General features: G+C 69.2%; 17 protein-coding genes. 11 read left to right on the forward strand and 6 right to left on the reverse strand.

From position 1 onward, the window contains the following. Positions 1-36 precede the first annotated feature (36 nt). From LMJ29_RS04180 to LMJ29_RS04190, 3 genes are all read left to right on the forward strand, one after another. On the forward strand, positions 37-480 hold the full coding sequence (locus LMJ29_RS04180; protein WP_229604252.1) for a hypothetical protein: 444 nt from the start codon (positions 37-39) through the stop codon (positions 478-480). 87 nt (positions 481-567) lie between these two features. Continuing rightward, positions 568-1017: a hypothetical protein gene (locus LMJ29_RS04185; RefSeq protein ID WP_229604253.1), complete on the forward strand. Its 450-nt coding sequence runs from the start codon at positions 568-570 to the stop codon at positions 1015-1017. Between the two features lie 563 nt (positions 1018-1580). Further along, positions 1581-2060 (forward strand): hypothetical protein, encoded by a 480-nt coding sequence (locus tag LMJ29_RS04190; protein ID WP_229604254.1) that lies wholly within the window; start codon positions 1581-1583, stop codon positions 2058-2060. 195 nt (positions 2061-2255) lie between these two features. Here the strand turns inward: LMJ29_RS04190 and LMJ29_RS04195 are convergent, their stop codons facing one another. Then, positions 2256-3110 (reverse strand): class I SAM-dependent methyltransferase, encoded by an 855-nt coding sequence (locus LMJ29_RS04195; protein ID WP_229604255.1) that lies wholly within the window; start codon positions 3108-3110, stop codon positions 2256-2258. A 180-nt stretch (positions 3111-3290) separates the two neighbouring features. Here LMJ29_RS04195 and LMJ29_RS04200 point away from each other — a divergent pair, with 180 nt between their 5' ends. After that, entirely contained in the window at positions 3291-4295 is a 1005-nt protein-coding gene (locus tag LMJ29_RS04200) for an AraC family transcriptional regulator (RefSeq protein ID WP_229604256.1), read from the forward strand. Positions 4296-4308: 13 nt separating this feature from the next. Here the strand turns inward: LMJ29_RS04200 and ada are convergent, their stop codons facing one another. Next, positions 4309-5382 carry a bifunctional DNA-binding transcriptional regulator/O6-methylguanine-DNA methyltransferase Ada gene (gene ada, locus LMJ29_RS04205; RefSeq protein ID WP_229604257.1) on the reverse strand — a complete coding sequence of 358 codons (1074 nt, stop codon included), beginning with the start codon at positions 5380-5382 and terminating at the stop codon, positions 4309-4311. Between the two features lie 252 nt (positions 5383-5634). Here ada and LMJ29_RS04210 point away from each other — a divergent pair, with 252 nt between their 5' ends. Both LMJ29_RS04210 and LMJ29_RS04215 read left to right on the forward strand, forming a co-directional pair. Then, positions 5635-6267 carry a DNA-3-methyladenine glycosylase family protein gene (locus LMJ29_RS04210; RefSeq protein ID WP_229604258.1) on the forward strand — a complete coding sequence of 211 codons (633 nt, stop codon included), beginning with the start codon at positions 5635-5637 and terminating at the stop codon, positions 6265-6267. Positions 6268-6386: 119 nt separating this feature from the next. Further along, positions 6387-6833: an acyl-CoA thioesterase gene (locus LMJ29_RS04215; RefSeq protein ID WP_229604259.1), complete on the forward strand. Its 447-nt coding sequence runs from the start codon at positions 6387-6389 to the stop codon at positions 6831-6833. Here the strand turns inward: LMJ29_RS04215 and LMJ29_RS04220 are convergent. Together LMJ29_RS04220 and LMJ29_RS04225 are read right to left on the reverse strand one after the other, a co-directional pair. Continuing rightward, complete coding sequence (locus LMJ29_RS04220; protein WP_229604260.1) at positions 6817-7710, reverse strand: carbon-nitrogen hydrolase family protein; 894 nt, start codon at positions 7708-7710, stop codon at positions 6817-6819. The genes LMJ29_RS04215 and LMJ29_RS04220 overlap by 17 nt on opposite strands. Then, a complete protein-coding gene (locus LMJ29_RS04225; RefSeq protein ID WP_229604377.1) occupies positions 7707-8297 on the reverse strand; it encodes a GNAT family N-acetyltransferase in 591 nt (196 codons plus the stop codon). Before LMJ29_RS04225 ends, LMJ29_RS04220 begins: the two co-directional genes overlap by 4 nt. Before the next feature lie 113 nt (positions 8298-8410). Between LMJ29_RS04225 and LMJ29_RS04230 the strand changes: the two genes are divergently transcribed. Then, the gene (locus LMJ29_RS04230; RefSeq protein WP_229604261.1) at positions 8411-8809 is read left to right on the forward strand and encodes a ketosteroid isomerase-related protein; all 399 of its coding nucleotides are present in this window, start codon (positions 8411-8413) and stop codon (positions 8807-8809) included. A gap of 277 nt (positions 8810-9086) precedes the next feature. On the opposite strand, the gene LMJ29_RS04235 is transcribed toward LMJ29_RS04230, so the two are convergent. After that, positions 9087-9350: a DUF2790 domain-containing protein gene (locus LMJ29_RS04235; RefSeq protein WP_229604262.1), complete on the reverse strand. Its 264-nt coding sequence runs from the start codon at positions 9348-9350 to the stop codon at positions 9087-9089. Positions 9351-9705: 355 nt separating this feature from the next. Next, positions 9706-10614: a helix-turn-helix domain-containing protein gene (locus tag LMJ29_RS04240; RefSeq protein ID WP_229604263.1), complete on the reverse strand. Its 909-nt coding sequence runs from the start codon at positions 10612-10614 to the stop codon at positions 9706-9708. Between the two features lie 168 nt (positions 10615-10782). Here LMJ29_RS04240 and LMJ29_RS04245 point away from each other — a divergent pair, with 168 nt between their 5' ends. Genes LMJ29_RS04245 through LMJ29_RS04260 form a run of 4 tightly spaced genes read left to right on the forward strand, consistent with a single transcriptional unit; the run spans position 10783 to position 15390 of the window. Beyond that, on the forward strand, positions 10783-12822 hold the full coding sequence (locus LMJ29_RS04245) for an FUSC family protein (protein ID WP_229604264.1): 2040 nt from the start codon (positions 10783-10785) through the stop codon (positions 12820-12822). Next, on the forward strand, positions 12819-13028 hold the full coding sequence (locus LMJ29_RS04250; protein ID WP_229604265.1) for a DUF1656 domain-containing protein: 210 nt from the start codon (positions 12819-12821) through the stop codon (positions 13026-13028). Before LMJ29_RS04245 ends, LMJ29_RS04250 begins: the two co-directional genes overlap by 4 nt. After that, positions 13025-13933, forward strand: coding sequence for an efflux RND transporter periplasmic adaptor subunit (locus LMJ29_RS04255; protein WP_229604266.1), 909 nt, complete (start codon positions 13025-13027; stop codon positions 13931-13933). Before LMJ29_RS04250 ends, LMJ29_RS04255 begins: the two co-directional genes overlap by 4 nt. Continuing rightward, positions 13930-15390 carry an efflux transporter outer membrane subunit gene (locus tag LMJ29_RS04260; RefSeq protein WP_229604267.1) on the forward strand — a complete coding sequence of 487 codons (1461 nt, stop codon included), beginning with the start codon at positions 13930-13932 and terminating at the stop codon, positions 15388-15390. Before LMJ29_RS04255 ends, LMJ29_RS04260 begins: the two co-directional genes overlap by 4 nt. Positions 15391-15463 lie beyond the last annotated feature (73 nt).

Genomic DNA, 15463 nt, shown 5'->3' on the forward strand with positions numbered 1-15463 from the left:
CCTTTAACCTGAACGTTATGTATAAGGAAACCTCGCGTGATTAGCTTGAAAAAGGTGATTGCATTTCTGCGAGGGGGCTCAAGTGAATTTAATGATCCAGAAATGCTGCTGCAAGCAACTTTAGATTCCTTGCCAAAGGTAGAGGCCGAAATTCTAGCTAAACAGATCGAGGCGGTATCAATTGTTCAGCGCCAGCATCCAGGGCGACTTGTAGTGGCATATTATCCAAAAATAATAAATGTTCCTCAGCTGCCGTATTTAGGGTATGAATACTGTATTTCAAAAGTAACACACAAGTCTGCCGGCAAAATAAAAACAACCAACCTTGTATTGCACGAGGGGCGATTCATGACATTCGAAGGAAACGTCCCTCTTAAAGAAGACAAAATAGAATCCATTGTAAAAGTAGTGCCACACCCTAGTGATTATAATCAAGTAGCCGAAAAGATAGATACAGAGGAGCATGGCACAAATGCATAACAACACATTCAACTCGTTCGCTATCGCTCACTGGGACGCTGCGACGCATTGCGGCTTGCGCCCCTTAATGCAACGTTAGGTGCCCATATGTCCACCTCTTTCCGTCCTCCTGCGGTGCTAGATCCAAAGCGTGTTGGCGAATACCCGGCTTTAGCCAAGGCTGGCGGCGGCTATGTTTGGGACGAAGTGTTGGAATACCGGGTATGGTGCCATCCGGAAAAAGGGGCGCCAGATGAATTTGATAGTTGTGACTATTACTATGCATTTGCTACCTACAATGAGGCACTTGAGTTCTCTCACAGCAACCTCGGCCGCGAAGAACCTTTAGCTTTAGTGCTTCAAAGAGAGTACATCGACGAACCAGAACCAGAGCAATATGCTCATGTTAAAGAAGAGCGTATTGCTGAATGGCCGGTGGCATTTCTAATCAGACCTAGACGAACTGACAAAACCATTCCAGATTTCATGTCACCAGATGCTCCGCCCAATCGTTTGGCGATTCTCCGTGGCCAGGCCAAAGCTAATGGCAGCGCGTAGTTTCAATATTGAAGTGCAACAAAACCCTTGGTGCACTGCACCTAACAATCCGGTCCACCGGACAGTCAGCCAGCTTCGCTGTCTGCCTGCCGGTGACCTTTGTCGTTAGACCACATGAAGAACCTCGCATCCACAGCTGTCGTAAGCGCGGGCATTGCCGTCTTGATTGCCGTCGCGGGCTGCACATATGTAGTTTCCAGATATGAGCGTGCGTTCGAGCGCACGTCGGATGGAGATCACATGCCCGAAGTCGTTGCCCGCTTCGGAACGCCCTCTGTCCGGGAGAGCCGCTCCGAACCTTTTGACCGCTACGTCGCCAAGCCTTGCGAATTACCCTGTGCGGAGCGGCTCTGGTGGGAGCACCCCCTCCTACGCGGTATCGAGGCTTGGTTCGTCGAATTTGAAGTTTCAGGCCGAGTTGTGCATAAGGCACACATGGTGTCGCCGTGAACCTGTGGCCTAACATGGCAGTCAACGCGTACGTCGCTTCGGCGGGCGTTCGCCAACCGAAGCGACGCCGGCTACTTTTACGTTAGGCATCACATCAAGTATCGAGGTAATTGATGGACTACTTTCAAGGCGTCGTAACCGAGTTCTTGCGTGCAAATAGGTCAACATTTGTAAATACCGAGTATCTCATCCAACTGGACGAGGGCAACACACCATTAAAGGCACGGCATTGGTATTGCGATGCGCTCGCCGTAAATTTCGAACACTCCACTGTGTACCTCTGCGAAATTACTTATTCAAAAACCATGAGCGCCTTACTCGGTAGACTGCAAGGTTGGACAACACATTGGGAGGCAGTTTGCGAGTCAATCACTCGCGACAGCAAACTCATCGGCGCCTGGAACTTCCAGCCTTGGTTGTTCGTACCAGAGGCTAGCAAACCTCTCCTGCTGCGCAAACTTGGGCAAGGTCAAACTCCGACACACCCGCAAGGCAACATGCCTGCGCCGCTAATCACTACACTTGAATCCGTGGCACCATGGAATTACTGTTCGTGGGATCGAAAGCACGAACTATCAGAGAGTGACGCCTAACAATGCGTATATGGACTCTCCCCACAAGTGGTGAGTAAAGCCTTGCCAGCCCTGTCGTCAGTGCGGTTGCATTCGTCTATCCGGCCTTCGCTGGGTGTTGCCGCCTCTCTGGCGCCCCCGCCAGAAGCTTCCGGGCCGGCTGGCCGCTTGCTGGGCAACCTGATCCCCGCCTTTCCCGGAAGCTCCACAGTCGCCTTAGCGCCTGGTAATCACCACCTCCAGATATTCCCCCGGCACCACCAGCGAATCCGGCCCGGCGACGTTGCGCGTTAGGAGCATCCGTTCCAGGTCGGCATACAGGCGGGCCTGGCCGGCCTCGTCTAGGGCGGCGAAGGCCTTGTGGGTGGGGCCGTAGTAGCGGCGGAAGATGTCGATCCAGTGCGCCGCCGACAGGTAGCGGAAGTTGAACAGCTTGCGCGTGCAGCGGATGTCGGCGGCCTGCGGGCCGAACAGTTCGACCAGGGCGGCCTCGTCGCCCCAGCGCAGCGGCGAACGCAGGCCGGCCGGCGGCGGCAGGTGGGCGCCGATCACCCGGAACAGCTCGCCGATGAAGCCTTCGGGCGTCCAGTTGGCCATGCCGATGCGTCCGCCCGGGCGCACCACGCGCAGCAGCTCACCCGCGGCGCGCGGGTGGTCGGGGGCGAACATCACCCCGAAGGTGGACAGCGCGACGTCGAAGCTCTCGTCGGCGAACGGCAGCGCCTCGGCATCGGCGACCTGGAAGTCGACCTCCAGGCCTTCGGCCCGGGCGCGCGCGGCGCCCTTGTCGAGCAGGTGGGCCACATAGTCGGTCGAGGTCACCCGGGCGAAGCGGCGCGCCGCGGCCAGGGTGGCGTTGCCGTTGCCGGCGGCCACGTCGAGCACGCGCTCGCCGGCGCGCAGGTCGACGGCCTCGGCCAGCGACTCGCCGACGATCTGCAGGGTGGTGCCGATCACCGCGAAGTCGCCGCTGGCCCAGGTGGCCTGCTGGCGGGCCTTGATGGCGGCGAGGTCCGGTTGCGGAGCGGTGGCGGCGGCGGTGGCCGGGCAGCTGTGGGCGGGGGCGGTCATGGGCGGTCTCCTCGGGTGGACAGGGCGGGATATCCCGACGAGTCCATTGTTCCGCCGTGGGGCAATCGGTGCTTCACTGAAAATCCGGGAAACTTGTCCGGGCGTCCGCGATTGCCGCGGATGCCGCCGCGAAGGGACTCCGCCCCCGCTGCACCGGCGCCGCCGGTACGGAGCCAGGCCATGAGTCGAGACCCGCTGTCGGACCTGCTGCGCTCCGTGCGCCTGCGCGGCGCGGTGTTCTACTACGTGAGCAACCGCGACCCGTGGGCCGCCGAAGCCCCGCCAGCGCGGGAGATCGCCGCCGCGGTGCTGCCCGGCGCCGAGCACGTCATGGAGTTCCACCTGCTCGCCCGCGGCAGCGGCTGGGCGGCGGTCAGCGGCCTGCCGCCAGTGCGCCTGGAATGCGGCGACATCGTGATGTTTCCCCACGGCGACGCCCACGTGCTGTCCAGCGCGCCGGGCCTCGAGCCGCAGCGCATCGGCGTCGAATGGGTGTTCGCCACCCGTCACCTGCCCAAGCCACTGCCGGTCGCCTTCCACAGCGGCGTGCGCGAACCGGGCGCAGACACGCCGGTCGAGGCAGCCGACAGCGTGCTGGTGTGCGGTTTCCTCGGCTGCGACCTGCGCCCGTTCAACCCGCTGATCGCCGCCCTGCCGCGCCTGCTGCACCTGCCGGCGGCGCGTGCCGGCGAGTGGATCGCCCGGGTCATCGACCAGGCGGCGCACGAGTCGGCCGCGCCCGGCCCCGGCGCCGAGGCGGTGCTGGAGCGGCTGGCGGAGATGATGTTCGTCGACACCGCGCGGCGCTATCTGGACAGCCTGCCGGAGGACGCCACCGGCTGGCTGGCCGGGCTGCGCGACCGCTACGTCGGCCACGCCCTGGCGCTGCTGCACGAGGCGCCGGAGCACCCGTGGAGCATGGATGAGCTGGGCCGCGCGGTCGGCCTGTCGCGCTCGGCGCTGCACGAGCGCTTCCTGCAGTTCCTCGCCCAGCCGCCGATGCACTACCTCGCCCAGTGGCGCATCCAGGTCGGCTCGCGCCTGCTGCGCGAGACCAACCAGACCGTCGCCGCCATCGCCCAGGAGGTCGGCTACGAGTCGGAAGCCGCCTTCTCGCGCGCCTTCAAGCGCCTGGTCGGGCTGCCGCCGGCGACCTGGCGGCGCAGTGTGGCGGCGGGCGAATGAGCCAAACGCGCGCTCACTCCCCCGTCTCGCGCTCCAGCAGCGCGCGCTTGCGCTCCACGCCCCAGCGGTAGCCGGACAGGCCGCCGTCGCTGCGCACCACGCGGTGGCAGGGAATGGCCACGGCCAGCGCGTTGGCCGCGCAGGCGCCGGCCACCGCGCGCACCGCCCTGGGCGCGCCAATGCGTTCGGCCAGTTCGGCGTAGCTGACCGTGCTGCCCGGCGGAATGTCGCGCAGCGCCTGCCAGACGCGCTGCTGAAAGGCGCTGCCGCGCAGGTCCAGCGGCAGGTCGAGGCCCAGGCGCGGCGCCTCGACGAAGCCGACCACCTGCGCCACCAGACGCTCGAAGTCGGCGTCGCCGCCGAGCAGTTCGGCGTTCGGGAAGCGCCGCTCGAGGTCGGCGAGCAGTTCGCCGGGATCGTCGCCGAGCAGGATGGCGCACAGCCCGCGCGCGCTCTGCGCGACCAGGATGGCGCCCAGCGCGCACTGGCCGATGGCGAAGCGGATCTGCTGGCCCTGGCCGCCGGCGCGCCAGGTGCTGGGGCGCATGCCGAGCACGGCGTCGCTCTCGGCGTAGCAGCGGCTGCTGGCGTTGTAGCCGGCGGCGAAGATCGCCTCGGTCACCGTGGCCTGGCGGCCCAGTTCGTCCCGCAGGCGCTCGGCGCGGCGGGCGGCGGCCCAGGCGCGCGGCGTCACCCCGGTGTGCTGCTTGAACTGGCGGTGGAAGTGCCAGGGACTGAGGCCGACGCGCGCGGCCAGTTCGGCCAGCGCCGGCGGCTCGTCGCTCTCGAGGAGGCGACAGGCCTCGGCGATGCGCGCCGCCTGCTGGGCGGCCGGCGCCGGCTGCTGCGGCTGGCAGCGCTGGCAGGGGCGGAAACCGGCCTGCTCGGCCGCCGCGCCGCTGGCGTGGAAGCGCACATTCTCCGGTCGCGCCCGCCGCGACGGGCAGGACGGCCGGCAGTACACCCCGGTGGTGCGCACCGAATAGACGAACTGGCCATCGGCCGCCGCATCGCGCGCCAACACGGCGGCCCAGCGTGGGTCGGCAAGGGTGGCGGCGGCCTGGTCGGCGGTCTTGGCGGTGGTCATCGAAAGCTCCCGGACAACGCGGTTCGAGGATGACTGTACCCGCGCCAGCCCCGTGGCGCACTCCGCGTCTTGCGCTCGAATTCGCGGGGCGCGGCGGCGGGGGAACGCCAGCCCCGGCAGGCAGCGCCCGTTCGCGGCGAGGACGTCGCGCCCACGGGCCGGAGCCCAATTGCCCGGCAAGAAACGGCTTGGCGCGGCGCGGTGCCCGGCGGCAGACTGCGTGGATCGCGATCTTCGCCCCAGGACGCCGCCATGCCCCCTGTCACCGCCGACTTCCTCGCCGCCAGCGCCCATCTGGCCAGCCTCGACGCCGACTGGGCGCGCCTGATCGAGCAGGTCGGCCCCTGCACCCTGGAGTGCCAGGCGGCGCGCGAGCCCTTCGAGGCGCTGGTCCGCGCGGTCGCCCATCAGCAGCTGCACGCGCGCGCCGCCGAGAGCATCCTCGCGCGGATGCTCGCCCTGTATCCCGACACGCCCTTCCCCAGTCCCGAACAGCTGCTGGCCAGCGAATTCGACGCGCTGCGCGCCACCGGCCTGTCGGCGCGCAAGGTGGAGACCCTGCGCGGCATCGCCGAGGGCGCGCTGAGCGGCCTGGTGCCCAGCGGCGCGGAGGCCGCGGGGCTGGACGACGAGGCGCTGATCGAACGGCTGGTCAGCCTGCGCGGCATCGGTCGCTGGACGGTGGAGATGCTGCTGATCTTCACCCTGGAACGCCGCGACGTGCTGCCGGTGGACGACTTCGGCGTGCGCAACGGCTATCGCCGCCTCAAGGGCCTGGAAAAGATGCCGACGCCGCGCGAGCTGGCGCGTATCGGTCAGGCCTACAGCCCGTGGCGCACGGTGGCGGCCTGGTATCTGTGGCGGGTGCCGCAGCCGTCCGCGTAGCAGCCGGCTGGCTGGCGATTGCCTCCGGCGGCGCAGCGCGGATGGCGAGCCGGCGCGCGTCTACCGGACCGCGCGCGGGCCGCTTAGACTCGGCACACCCCATCACGCGAGGATCGCCCATGGCCCGCCTGCAGCTCGAACTCCCCGAAGACGGCTTCCGCTTCTCCACGCGCATGACCGTGCGCAGCACCGACATCAACGCCGGCCAGCACCTGGGCAACGACGCGCTGGTCTCCATGCTCTCCGAGGCGCGCTCGCGCTTTTTGTTCGCCGAGGGCATCGACGATGCCGGCGACGAGAACGGCCTGGGCATCGTGGTCACCGATCTCGCCACCCTGTACAAGGCCGAGGCCTTCGCTCGCGACGAGCTGCTGTTCGAGGTCGGCGTGATGGACTTCAACAAGTACGGCGGCGACATCACCTACCGGGTCAGCCGCCCGGACGACGGCGCGCTGATCGCCCTGGCCAAGAACGGCTTCGTGTTCTTCGACTATCGCGCCAGCAAGGTGACGCCCATGCCGGAGGCGTTCCGCGCGCGTTTCCCCGGGGTCACTCGGGCGAGCTGAGGAATACCCGCGCCGGGTCGAACTGCTCCGGCCAGTCGCGGCGGATCAGCACCTGGCCTTCGCCGCGCACCCGGCGCACCTGGCCGAGGTCGAGATCGGCGACCAGCCACTGGCTGCGCGCCGGGCACAGTTCGGCGCTCTCGGCGACCACCCCGCTGGGCGGCAGGCCGTAGTCGGACGGCACGTAGAGCGCGGCGCGGCCGATATTCTCGTCGAGCGCCGGCGACCAGGGCGCCAGGCCCACGGTCGGCGATTGCAGCACGGCGATCTGGTTCTCCAGCGCGCGCGCCTGCGCGCCGATGCGCACTCGGTGGAAGCCGGCCTCGGTGTCGGTGCAGCTCGGCGCGAGGATCAGGTCGGCGCCGGCCTCGGCCAGGGTGCGGGCGAGCAGCGGGAATTCGTTGTCGTAGCAGATCAGGATGCCCAGCCGGCCGAACGCCGTGTCGAATACCTTGAGGCCCGCGCCGCCGGCGATCTGCCACAGCTCGCGCTCGAAGCGGGTCATCACCAGCTTGTCCTGGTGGCCGAGCAGGCCCTCGGGGCCGAACAGGAAGGCGCGGTTGCGGTACAGGCCGTCGGCGTCGAGCACCGGCAGCGAACCGGGCTGCAGGTAGACGTTCAGGCGCCGCGCCAGTCCCGCGCAGAGCCCCAGCCACTGCGGCAGCAGCGGCTGGATGCCGGCGATGGAACCGTGCAGGTCGCCGCGCAGCGCCGGCGGCAGCTGCCCGGAGAGCACCAGGCCGGCGTACTCGGGCAGCAGCAGCAGGCGCGCGCCCTGCGCGGCGGCCTCCTCGCACAGCGCGGTGAGGTGGGCGGCGTAGGTTTCCCAGGTTTCCAGCAGCTCGATGGCGTACTGGCAGGCGGCGACGCGGATCATCGGTTGAGCTCCTTGAGCCAGAAGGACATCGGCTTGGCCGACTCGGCCTCCTCGTCGAGGTCCTGCCAATGGTATTCGGTGCGCAGCTCCGGGTGGTGGCGGAAGCCGCGGCGGGCCCAGAAGGTGTCCAGCGGCTGGTAGTCGGCCGGCCGCCGCGGGTGGTCGGCCGGACGCTGGACCGCGCAGAAGGCGCACCAGTCGAACCGCCCCAGACGCCGCGCGTGGGCCTCGCGCTCGGCGAAGAAGCGCACGCCCAGGCCCCGGTTGCGGTACTCGGGCAGCAGCAGCGACTCGCCGAAGTAGAACACCCGCGCGCAGTCCCGGCCGGCAGCGCGGAACGGCCGGCGGAACTCCTCGGTTTCGTCGCTCAGCGGCAGCGCCGTGGAGGCGCCGACCACCCGCCCGCCGTCGAGCACCAGCACGCACAGGCTGTCCGGCGCGGCGGCGTAGGTGGCCAGGTACTCGGTCTCGTAGGCCAGGCTGCCGTCGTACAGGTAGGGGAATTCGCGGAACACGGTGATGCGCAGGCGCGCCAGGTCCTCGATGTGCGAGGCGATGGCCGCGCCCTGGAGCAGGCGGATTTCCATGGCGAAGACGTTCTGTCGATAGAAGAGGACGTGGCTGGCTATGTGCAGCCCCTGGGGAAACCCTATCATGCCGGCAGCCCAGGCTCAGCCCGATTCGCGACAGGAGATTGCCCATGAGCGCAGCCGAAGTACTCAAGGCCTACTACACCGCCTTCAACGCCGGCGACATGCCCGCCTTCCTCGACCTGCTCACCGACGACGTGGTGCACGACATCAACCAGGGCGAGCGCCAGGTCGGCAAGACCGCCTTCGCCGAATTCATGGTCAAGATGAACCGCTGCTACCGCGAGCGTCTCGCCGACATCGCGATCATGACCAGCGCCGACGGCCGCCGCGCCGCCGCCGAGTTCGTGGTGCACGGTGAGTACCTGGCCGACGACGAGGGCCTGCCGCCGGCCAACGGCCAGACTTACGTGCTGCCGGCCGGCGCCTTCTTCGAGATCCGCGACGGCAAGGTCGCGCGCATCAGCAACTACTACAACCTCAACGACTGGATCGCCCAGGTGAATTGAGGAGAGTTGCCGCGACATCCATCGCGGCAACTTCGGCAACAACCGTCCGCCCGCTCATCCTGCATCGCGCAATTTTCGCTTTGTAGGGGCGAATTTATTCGCCTTGGCGGGGTGTCTTGGCGAATAAATTCGCCCCTACAGCGGACCGAGCAGGCTCGGAAGCCATTCAGGCGCTTGCCCTGCCGTGCCATGCAAGGCGGATAGCCGGCAAATAAACGCGCAGGACCTCCCTGCCCTGCGCCAAGGAAAAGGGGGCGGGAGCAGACGCCCCCGTCCGTCAACCGCCGCTGCAGCCGGTGCCGGACACCAGGTATTCCAGGGTGTGGCGCTGGCCCTGGTGGTCTTCGTAGACCATCTGCACCGGCTCGACGCTGCAGGTATTGGGCGCCTCGGCCGACTTGATCACCCGGGCGACGTCCAGCTCCATACCGTATTGGTAGTGCTCGACGTTCGCCTGTTCCCGTTCATTCGCCACCGGCTGTTCGCCAGCCAGCGACACGCACGAAACCCCGGCCAGAACCAGCAAGGCCCACGCTTTCATTTCACGATTACCTGTAAAGAGTCACTGCATCGGAGAGGCTTCGGCAGCCCCGGCGGGGCCGCCGAAGTTTTTTTGCACAGCACACAACAAGGGGGGCATGGCGCCGGCCCTCAATGCCTTTGCCTGGAAGGCGTGCGCATTCTAGGAAGGGTGACGGGACGGTTACACCGCCAATGCATACAGGGACTTGTTCCTGATTCGGCAACAATGCCCGGGAACTTCCCGGCGTCGCGCGCGGCGCCGTTCACCCCCGGCCACGTTGCAGCGCAGTAACCGCAGGCGCGCCCGCTCACCCCCTCCGCTTCGCTGCTTCAGCCGATTGCGCCCGGCGCTGATTGCCGACGGCGAACGCCGCTCAGGCGGGACGCCCGGCCGGTTCGGCGGTGCGGAACGCCTCGCGGAAGGCGCCGGGCTGGATGCCGGCCTGCTTGCGGAAGTAGCGGCTGAAGTAGGAGGTGTCGCTGAAACCGAGGTCGTGGGCGATCTGCTTGACCTCCAGCTCCGAGTAGGCGAGCTGGCGCTGCGCCTCGCGCATCAGGCGCGCGTTGACCAGCTCCATGGCCGACTCGCCGACCTCCTCGCGGCAGATGCGGCCGAGCTGGGCGGCGCTGATGCCCAGGTGGCTGGCGTACAGCTCCAGCGACCAGTGCTGGCGAAAATGCCGGTTGATCAGCTCGCGGAACTGGCCGAGCAGCGCGGCGCGCCGCCCGCTGCCGGCGTGCGGCAGGCCACCGCCCGGCTGGGCCAGGCGGGCGATGTGCACCAGCAGGGTGACCAGCAGGGCGAGGCCGGCGGCGGTGTGCCCCGGCGCCTCGCTGCCGGCCTCCTGTTCGAGCAGCTGCAGCAGCGGCCACAGCGGCTCGGAGCCGTCCGCCGGCCAGGGCAGCGGGATCAGCGCCGGACGCTGCAGCAGCGCCGGCAGCTCGGCCGAGGCGATGCGCGCCATCGACTCCAGCGGGCGGTGCGCGGCGGTGATCACCAGACCGTCGGTGTCCAGGCTGTGGCTGAAGGCGTGCACCACGCCGCACGGCAGGACGATCACGCAGGGCGCGGCGAAGGCCAAGCGGCGGTGCTCGACGCTCAGCGCGCCGGAGCCGCTGCGCACATAGAGGATCTGCACCAGCGCGTCGTGGCGGTGCGGCTCGATCTCGCCGCGGTACAGCAGGCTGCGCTCGTGGATCCACTCGACGTGCAGCAGGTCGTGCCACAGCGGACTGGCGGACTGCCCGTACAGGGCGTAGTTGGGGATGCGCTTGCCTTTCATCGGGGCCTCTCGCGGTACTGCGCCGGACGCTCGCCGGCCCGTTGGTGCGATCTGCACGAATTGTCCTGTTCATCGTGCCGTTTGTGCAACCGCCGTCCGCTTTAATAGCGTCATGCACTCCCCATACGTTCCCCGCTCCCGTTCCCTGCCGCCGAGCCACACCCGCCCATGAACCTCCCTAGCTGGCGCGAATGGCTGTATTCGGGCAAGGCCCTGCTGGCTGCCCTGCTGGCCCTCTACATCGCCCTGGCGATCCCCCTCGACAACCCCTACTGGGCCATGGCGTCGGTGTACGTTGTGTCCCATCCGCTGTCCGGGGCGACGCGCTCCAAGGCGCTGTTCCGCGCCCTCGGCACGCTGCTGGGCGCCGCCGCCGCGGTGGCCATGGTGCCGCCTCTGGTGCACCAGCCGGTGCTGCTCAGCCTGGCGGTGGCGCTGTGGGTGGGCACGCTGCTGTTCCTCTCCCTGCTCGACCGCACGCCGCGCAGCTACATCTTCATGCTGGCGGCCTACACGGTGCCGCTGATCGCCATGGGCCAGGTCGAGCATCCGCAGACCATCTTCGCCGTGGCGCTGGCGCGCAGCGTGGAGATCCTCCTCGGCATCACCTGCGCCGCGCTGGTCAACGCCGTGCTTTGGCCCAGCCGCATCGCCCCGGTGCTCGGCGCGCGCATGGACGCCCTGCTCGGCGACGCGCGACGCTGGATCGCCCAGGGCCTGACCCTGCAACCGTCCGCCGGCGCCGCGCCGCGCGCGCTGCACACGCTGCTCGCCGACGTGATGGCCCTCGACGGCCTGATCGTGCAGCTGTCCTACGACAGCGCCAGCCACCTGCCGGCGCGCCACGCCCGCGAGTTCCGCGCGCGCCTGGCCATCCTGCCGCCGCAGGTCGACGCCCTGCTCGACCCGCTGCGCCGCCTGCAGGCGCAGCTCGGCGAGCTACCGGCGGAATTGACCGAGCTGCTCGAGCGCCTGAGCGCCTGGTTGCAGCACGGCGATGCCGAGGATGCGCGGCAGCTGCGCGAGCACAGCAAGCGCCTGGAAGCCTGGCTGGACGACCGTCCGCCCGCGCAGGCGCTGCTGATCGCCGGCGCGATGCGCCAGCTGCGCCAGTTGCTCGACCTCTGGCAGGACTGCCTGCACCTGCGCGCGAGCTTCACCGATCATCCGGGGCCGGCGCCGGCGCTGCGCTACAAGGTGCGCCAGCTGGTCGGCGCGCCGCAGCACTTCGACTTCGGCCTCTCGGCCTTCTCCGCCGCCTCGGTGGGCCTGTCGGTGTTCGTCGCCTGCCTGCTGTGGATCGCCCTGGGCTGGGACTACGGCTTCAGCGGCATCTTCATGGTCGCGGTGGTCGGCTGCTTCTTCGCCGGCCAGGACAACCCGGCGCCGTTCATCCAGACCTTCCTGATGTGGACGCTGATCTCCACCGCCGCCGCCGGCCTCTACCTGTTCGGCGTGCTGCCCTTCGTCCACGACTTCGCCATGCTGGCGATCGCCCTGGCGGTGCCGCTGCTGCTCGCCGGCACCCTCACCGGGCGACCGCAGTTCAACATGGCGGTGATGCTGTTCGCGGTGCAGACCATCTCCGCCCTGACCCTGCAGGACAGCTACCGTGCCGACTTCCCGCTGTTCGCCGACGTCGCCCTGTCCAACGTGCTCGGCCTGCTGCTGGCCCTGGTCTGGGCGCGGCTGAGCAAGCCGTTCGGCGCCGAGTGGGCGGCGCGCCGCCTGGCCCGCGCCACCTGGCACGACCTCGGCGAGCTGGCGCGCGGCGCGCGCGCCGAGGACCCCGACCGGGTCGCCGCGCGGACGATCGACCGCACCAGCCAGCTGCTGCCGCGCCTGGGCCAGGTCAGCGACCCGGGCCTGGCGCTGGCCGACCTCACTCGCGACCTGCGCGTGTGCTTCCGCCTGCTCGACCTGCAGCGCAGCCTGCCGGCGGCCATCCGCCGCCAGGTCGAGCCGCCGCTCGCCAGCCTGCACGGCTACTTCGCCGCCTGCGCCGCCGCACGCCGCCAGCTGCCGCTGCCGGCCGGCCTCGCCGGGCAGCTGGAAACCGGCCTGACGGCGCTGCTCGCGCTGCCCGGCGCGCCGGCGCACAAGGCCGCCGAGGCGCTGGCCGGCCTGCAGCTGGCGCTGTATCCCGCGCCGGCCACCGCGCTTCCCGCCTCGCTCCCCACCGCCAACCCCGCTGGAGTGCCCGCATGAACGGTCATTTCGATCTCTACGGCGTGTTCGTGCCGAGCCTGCTGCTCCTGCTGCTGGCCGCCTACGCGGTGAAGAGCCTGCTGCGCGCGCTGCTCGCGCGCCTGGGCGTCTACCGCTGGGTCTGGCACCCGCCGCTGTTCAACCTCGCCCTGTACGTGCTGGTGCTGGGCGCCCTGTTCACCCTCGCCCCCGGAATCCGATCGTGAAGAACTGGCTCCCCAATCTTGGCTCCGTGCTGCTGACCCTGGTCGCCGTGGCCGCCGCCAGCCTCGTCAGCCTGCACCTGTGGGACTACTACATGAAGGCGCCGTGGACCCGCGACGGCCGCGTGCACGCCGACATCATCCAGGTCGCCCCCGACGTCTCCGGGCTGGTCACCGAACTGCTGGTGCGCGACAACCAGCAGGTCAGCCGCGGCCAGCCGCTGTTCGTCATCGACCGCGCGCGCTTCGAGCTGGCGGTGCGCAAGGCCGAGGCGCTGGTCAAGGAACGCCGCGCCCAGCTCGACCAGGCACGCCGCGAGGCCAGGCGCAACCGCGTGCTCAAGGATCTGATCGCCGCCGAGACGGTCGAGGAAGGCGACACCCTGGTGCAGCGCGGCGAGTCGGCGCTGGCCACCGCCGAGGCGGCGCTCGCCACCGCGCGGCTGGACCTCGAGCGCACCCGCGTGCTCAGCCCGGTCGACGGCTACGTGGGCGACCGTACCGTGCGGGTCGGCGACTACGTGAAGACCGGCACCCCGGTGCTGTCGATCGTCGACACCGGCTCGCTGCGCGTCGAGGGCTACTTCGAGGAAACCAAGCTGCACGCCATCGCCATCGGCCAGCCGGTGGACATCGTCCTGATGGGCGAGCAAGGCCACCTGCGCGGCCACGTGCAGAGCATCGCCGCCGGCATCGAGGACCGCGACCGCAACCGCGGCGAGAGCCTGCTGCCGGACATCGACCCGAGCTTCAACTGGGTGCGCCTGGCCCAGCGCATCCCGGTGCGGGTGAGCATCGACAGCGCGCCCGCGGACATCCGCCTGGTGGTCGGCCGCACCGCCACCCTCAGCGTGCAGCCCTGGCCGACCCCACAGCAGCCGGTGGCTGCCCGGCAGGCCGGCCGATGAGCGCGCTGCCCCGTTTCGCCATCGCTGCTCTCAGCCTGGCGCTGGCCGCCTGCGGCGCGGTCGGCCCGGACTACCGGGTGCCGGATGAAGCCGCGATCCGCAAGCCGCAGGCCGAGGCGCCCTTCGACCTGGCCGGCAACGCCCGGGTCAGCCAGGCCGAACTGCCCGAAAACTGGTGGCAGCTGTACCGCGACCCGCAGCTCGACGCGCTGGTCAGGGAAGCGCTGGCCAAGAACAGCGACGTGCGCCTGGCCTGGCACAACCTGCGCCGCGCCTACGAGCAGTACCAGATGGCCCATCACGCCCAGGAAGTGGAAGTCGGCGGCGAGGCCACGGTCGGCCGCGGGCAGATCTCCAGCGAGGGCCTGGGCGAGACCGAGCAGATTCCGGTGATGGATCTGGGCCATGTCGGCCTGGAGGTCGGCTACCAGCTCGACCTGTTCGGCAAGTTGCAGCGCGCCACCGAGGCCGCCGCCGCCGGCACCCAGGCCAGCCAGGCGGCGCTGGACGCCGCGCGCATCACCGTGGTCGCCCAGGTGGTCGGCAACTACCTGGGCGCCTGTCACGCCAGCGAGGAACTGGCGATCGCCGGCGAGTCTCTGGAGATCCAGCTGCGCCAGCTCGAGGTGGCCAGCCGCCTGCTCGCCGGCGGGCGCGGCAACCAGGTCGACGTGGCGCGCGCCCGCGCGCAGGCCGAGACGCTGCGCGCCGCGCTGCCGCCGTTCGAGGCGCAGAAGGCCACCGCGCTGTACGCCCTGGCCGCCCTGCTCGGCCGCACCCCCGGCGACCTGCCGGCCGGCGTGGCCGACTGCGCGCACGCGCCGCAACTGGCCGAAGCGCTGCCGGTGGGCGACGGCGCCGCGCTGCTGATGCGCCGCCCGGACGTGCGCGCCGCCGAGCGCGAACTGGCCGCCGCCACCGCGCGGATCGGCGTGGCCACCGCCATGCTGTATCCCGAGATCAGCCTGGGCGCCGGCCTCGGCTACACCGGCATGCTCGATCACATCGGCGACCCGATCACCCGCTTCTGGAACCTCGGCCCGCATATCTCCTGGCACATCCCCACCGAGGTCGACCGCGCGCGTATCCGCGCCAGCGAGGCCGGCGCCGGCGCCGCCCTGGCGCGCTTCGACGGCGTGGTGCTGGGCGCGCTGCGCGAGACGCAGACCGCGCTCAGCCACTACGCCCACGACATCCAGCGCAGCCAGGCGCTGCGCCAGGCCCGCGACGCCGCGCGCGACGCCGCCGCGTACAACCGCCGGCTGTACCAGGAAGGCCGCCTGACCTACCTCGACAGCCTGGACGCCGAACGCACCCTGGCCGAGGCCGAAGCCGCCCTGGCGGCAGCGCAGGCGCGGCTGAGCCAAGACGAGGTGGGGCTGTTCCTTGCCCTCGGCGGCGGCTGGGAAAGCGCCCGCGGCAGCCTCGGCACGGAGCCGAAACCGGCGGCGCACTGAGGCGCCGGTGGACAAGGCTGCGCCGTTGTCCACCCTACGCCGGGTCCGGCGTCCGAGTGCGCCCTACCAGCGC

Origin of the sequence: Pseudomonas oryzagri (genome assembly GCF_020831405.1) — a bacterium.
Taxonomy (GTDB): domain Bacteria; phylum Pseudomonadota; class Gammaproteobacteria; order Pseudomonadales; family Pseudomonadaceae; genus Geopseudomonas; species Geopseudomonas oryzagri.

Excerpts from the sequence above, each read along its gene's own strand:
- LMJ29_RS04220 (WP_229604260.1), bottom strand. The coding sequence starts at position 7,710 with ATGATCCGCGTCGCCGCCTGCCAGTACGCCATCGAGCTGCTGGAAACC.
- LMJ29_RS04215 (WP_229604259.1), top strand. The coding sequence starts at position 6,387 with ATGGCCCGCCTGCAGCTCGAACTCCCCGAAGACGGCTTCCGCTTCTCC.
- LMJ29_RS04250 (WP_229604265.1), top strand. The coding sequence starts at position 12,819 with ATGAACGGTCATTTCGATCTCTACGGCGTGTTCGTGCCGAGCCTGCTG.
- LMJ29_RS04195 (WP_229604255.1), bottom strand. The coding sequence starts at position 3,110 with ATGACCGCCCCCGCCCACAGCTGCCCGGCCACCGCCGCCGCCACCGCT.
- LMJ29_RS04240 (WP_229604263.1), bottom strand. The coding sequence starts at position 10,614 with ATGAAAGGCAAGCGCATCCCCAACTACGCCCTGTACGGGCAGTCCGCC.
- LMJ29_RS04230 (WP_229604261.1), top strand. The coding sequence starts at position 8,411 with ATGAGCGCAGCCGAAGTACTCAAGGCCTACTACACCGCCTTCAACGCC.
- LMJ29_RS04260 (WP_229604267.1), top strand. The coding sequence starts at position 13,930 with ATGAGCGCGCTGCCCCGTTTCGCCATCGCTGCTCTCAGCCTGGCGCTG.
- LMJ29_RS04210 (WP_229604258.1), top strand. The coding sequence starts at position 5,635 with ATGCCCCCTGTCACCGCCGACTTCCTCGCCGCCAGCGCCCATCTGGCC.
- ada (WP_229604257.1), bottom strand. The coding sequence starts at position 5,382 with ATGACCACCGCCAAGACCGCCGACCAGGCCGCCGCCACCCTTGCCGAC.
- LMJ29_RS04225 (WP_229604377.1), bottom strand. The coding sequence starts at position 8,297 with ATGGAAATCCGCCTGCTCCAGGGCGCGGCCATCGCCTCGCACATCGAG.
- LMJ29_RS04235 (WP_229604262.1), bottom strand. The coding sequence starts at position 9,350 with ATGAAAGCGTGGGCCTTGCTGGTTCTGGCCGGGGTTTCGTGCGTGTCG.
- LMJ29_RS04190 (WP_229604254.1), top strand. The coding sequence starts at position 1,581 with ATGGACTACTTTCAAGGCGTCGTAACCGAGTTCTTGCGTGCAAATAGG.
- LMJ29_RS04185 (WP_229604253.1), top strand. The coding sequence starts at position 568 with ATGTCCACCTCTTTCCGTCCTCCTGCGGTGCTAGATCCAAAGCGTGTT.
- LMJ29_RS04200 (WP_229604256.1), top strand. The coding sequence starts at position 3,291 with ATGAGTCGAGACCCGCTGTCGGACCTGCTGCGCTCCGTGCGCCTGCGC.
- LMJ29_RS04245 (WP_229604264.1), top strand. The coding sequence starts at position 10,783 with ATGAACCTCCCTAGCTGGCGCGAATGGCTGTATTCGGGCAAGGCCCTG.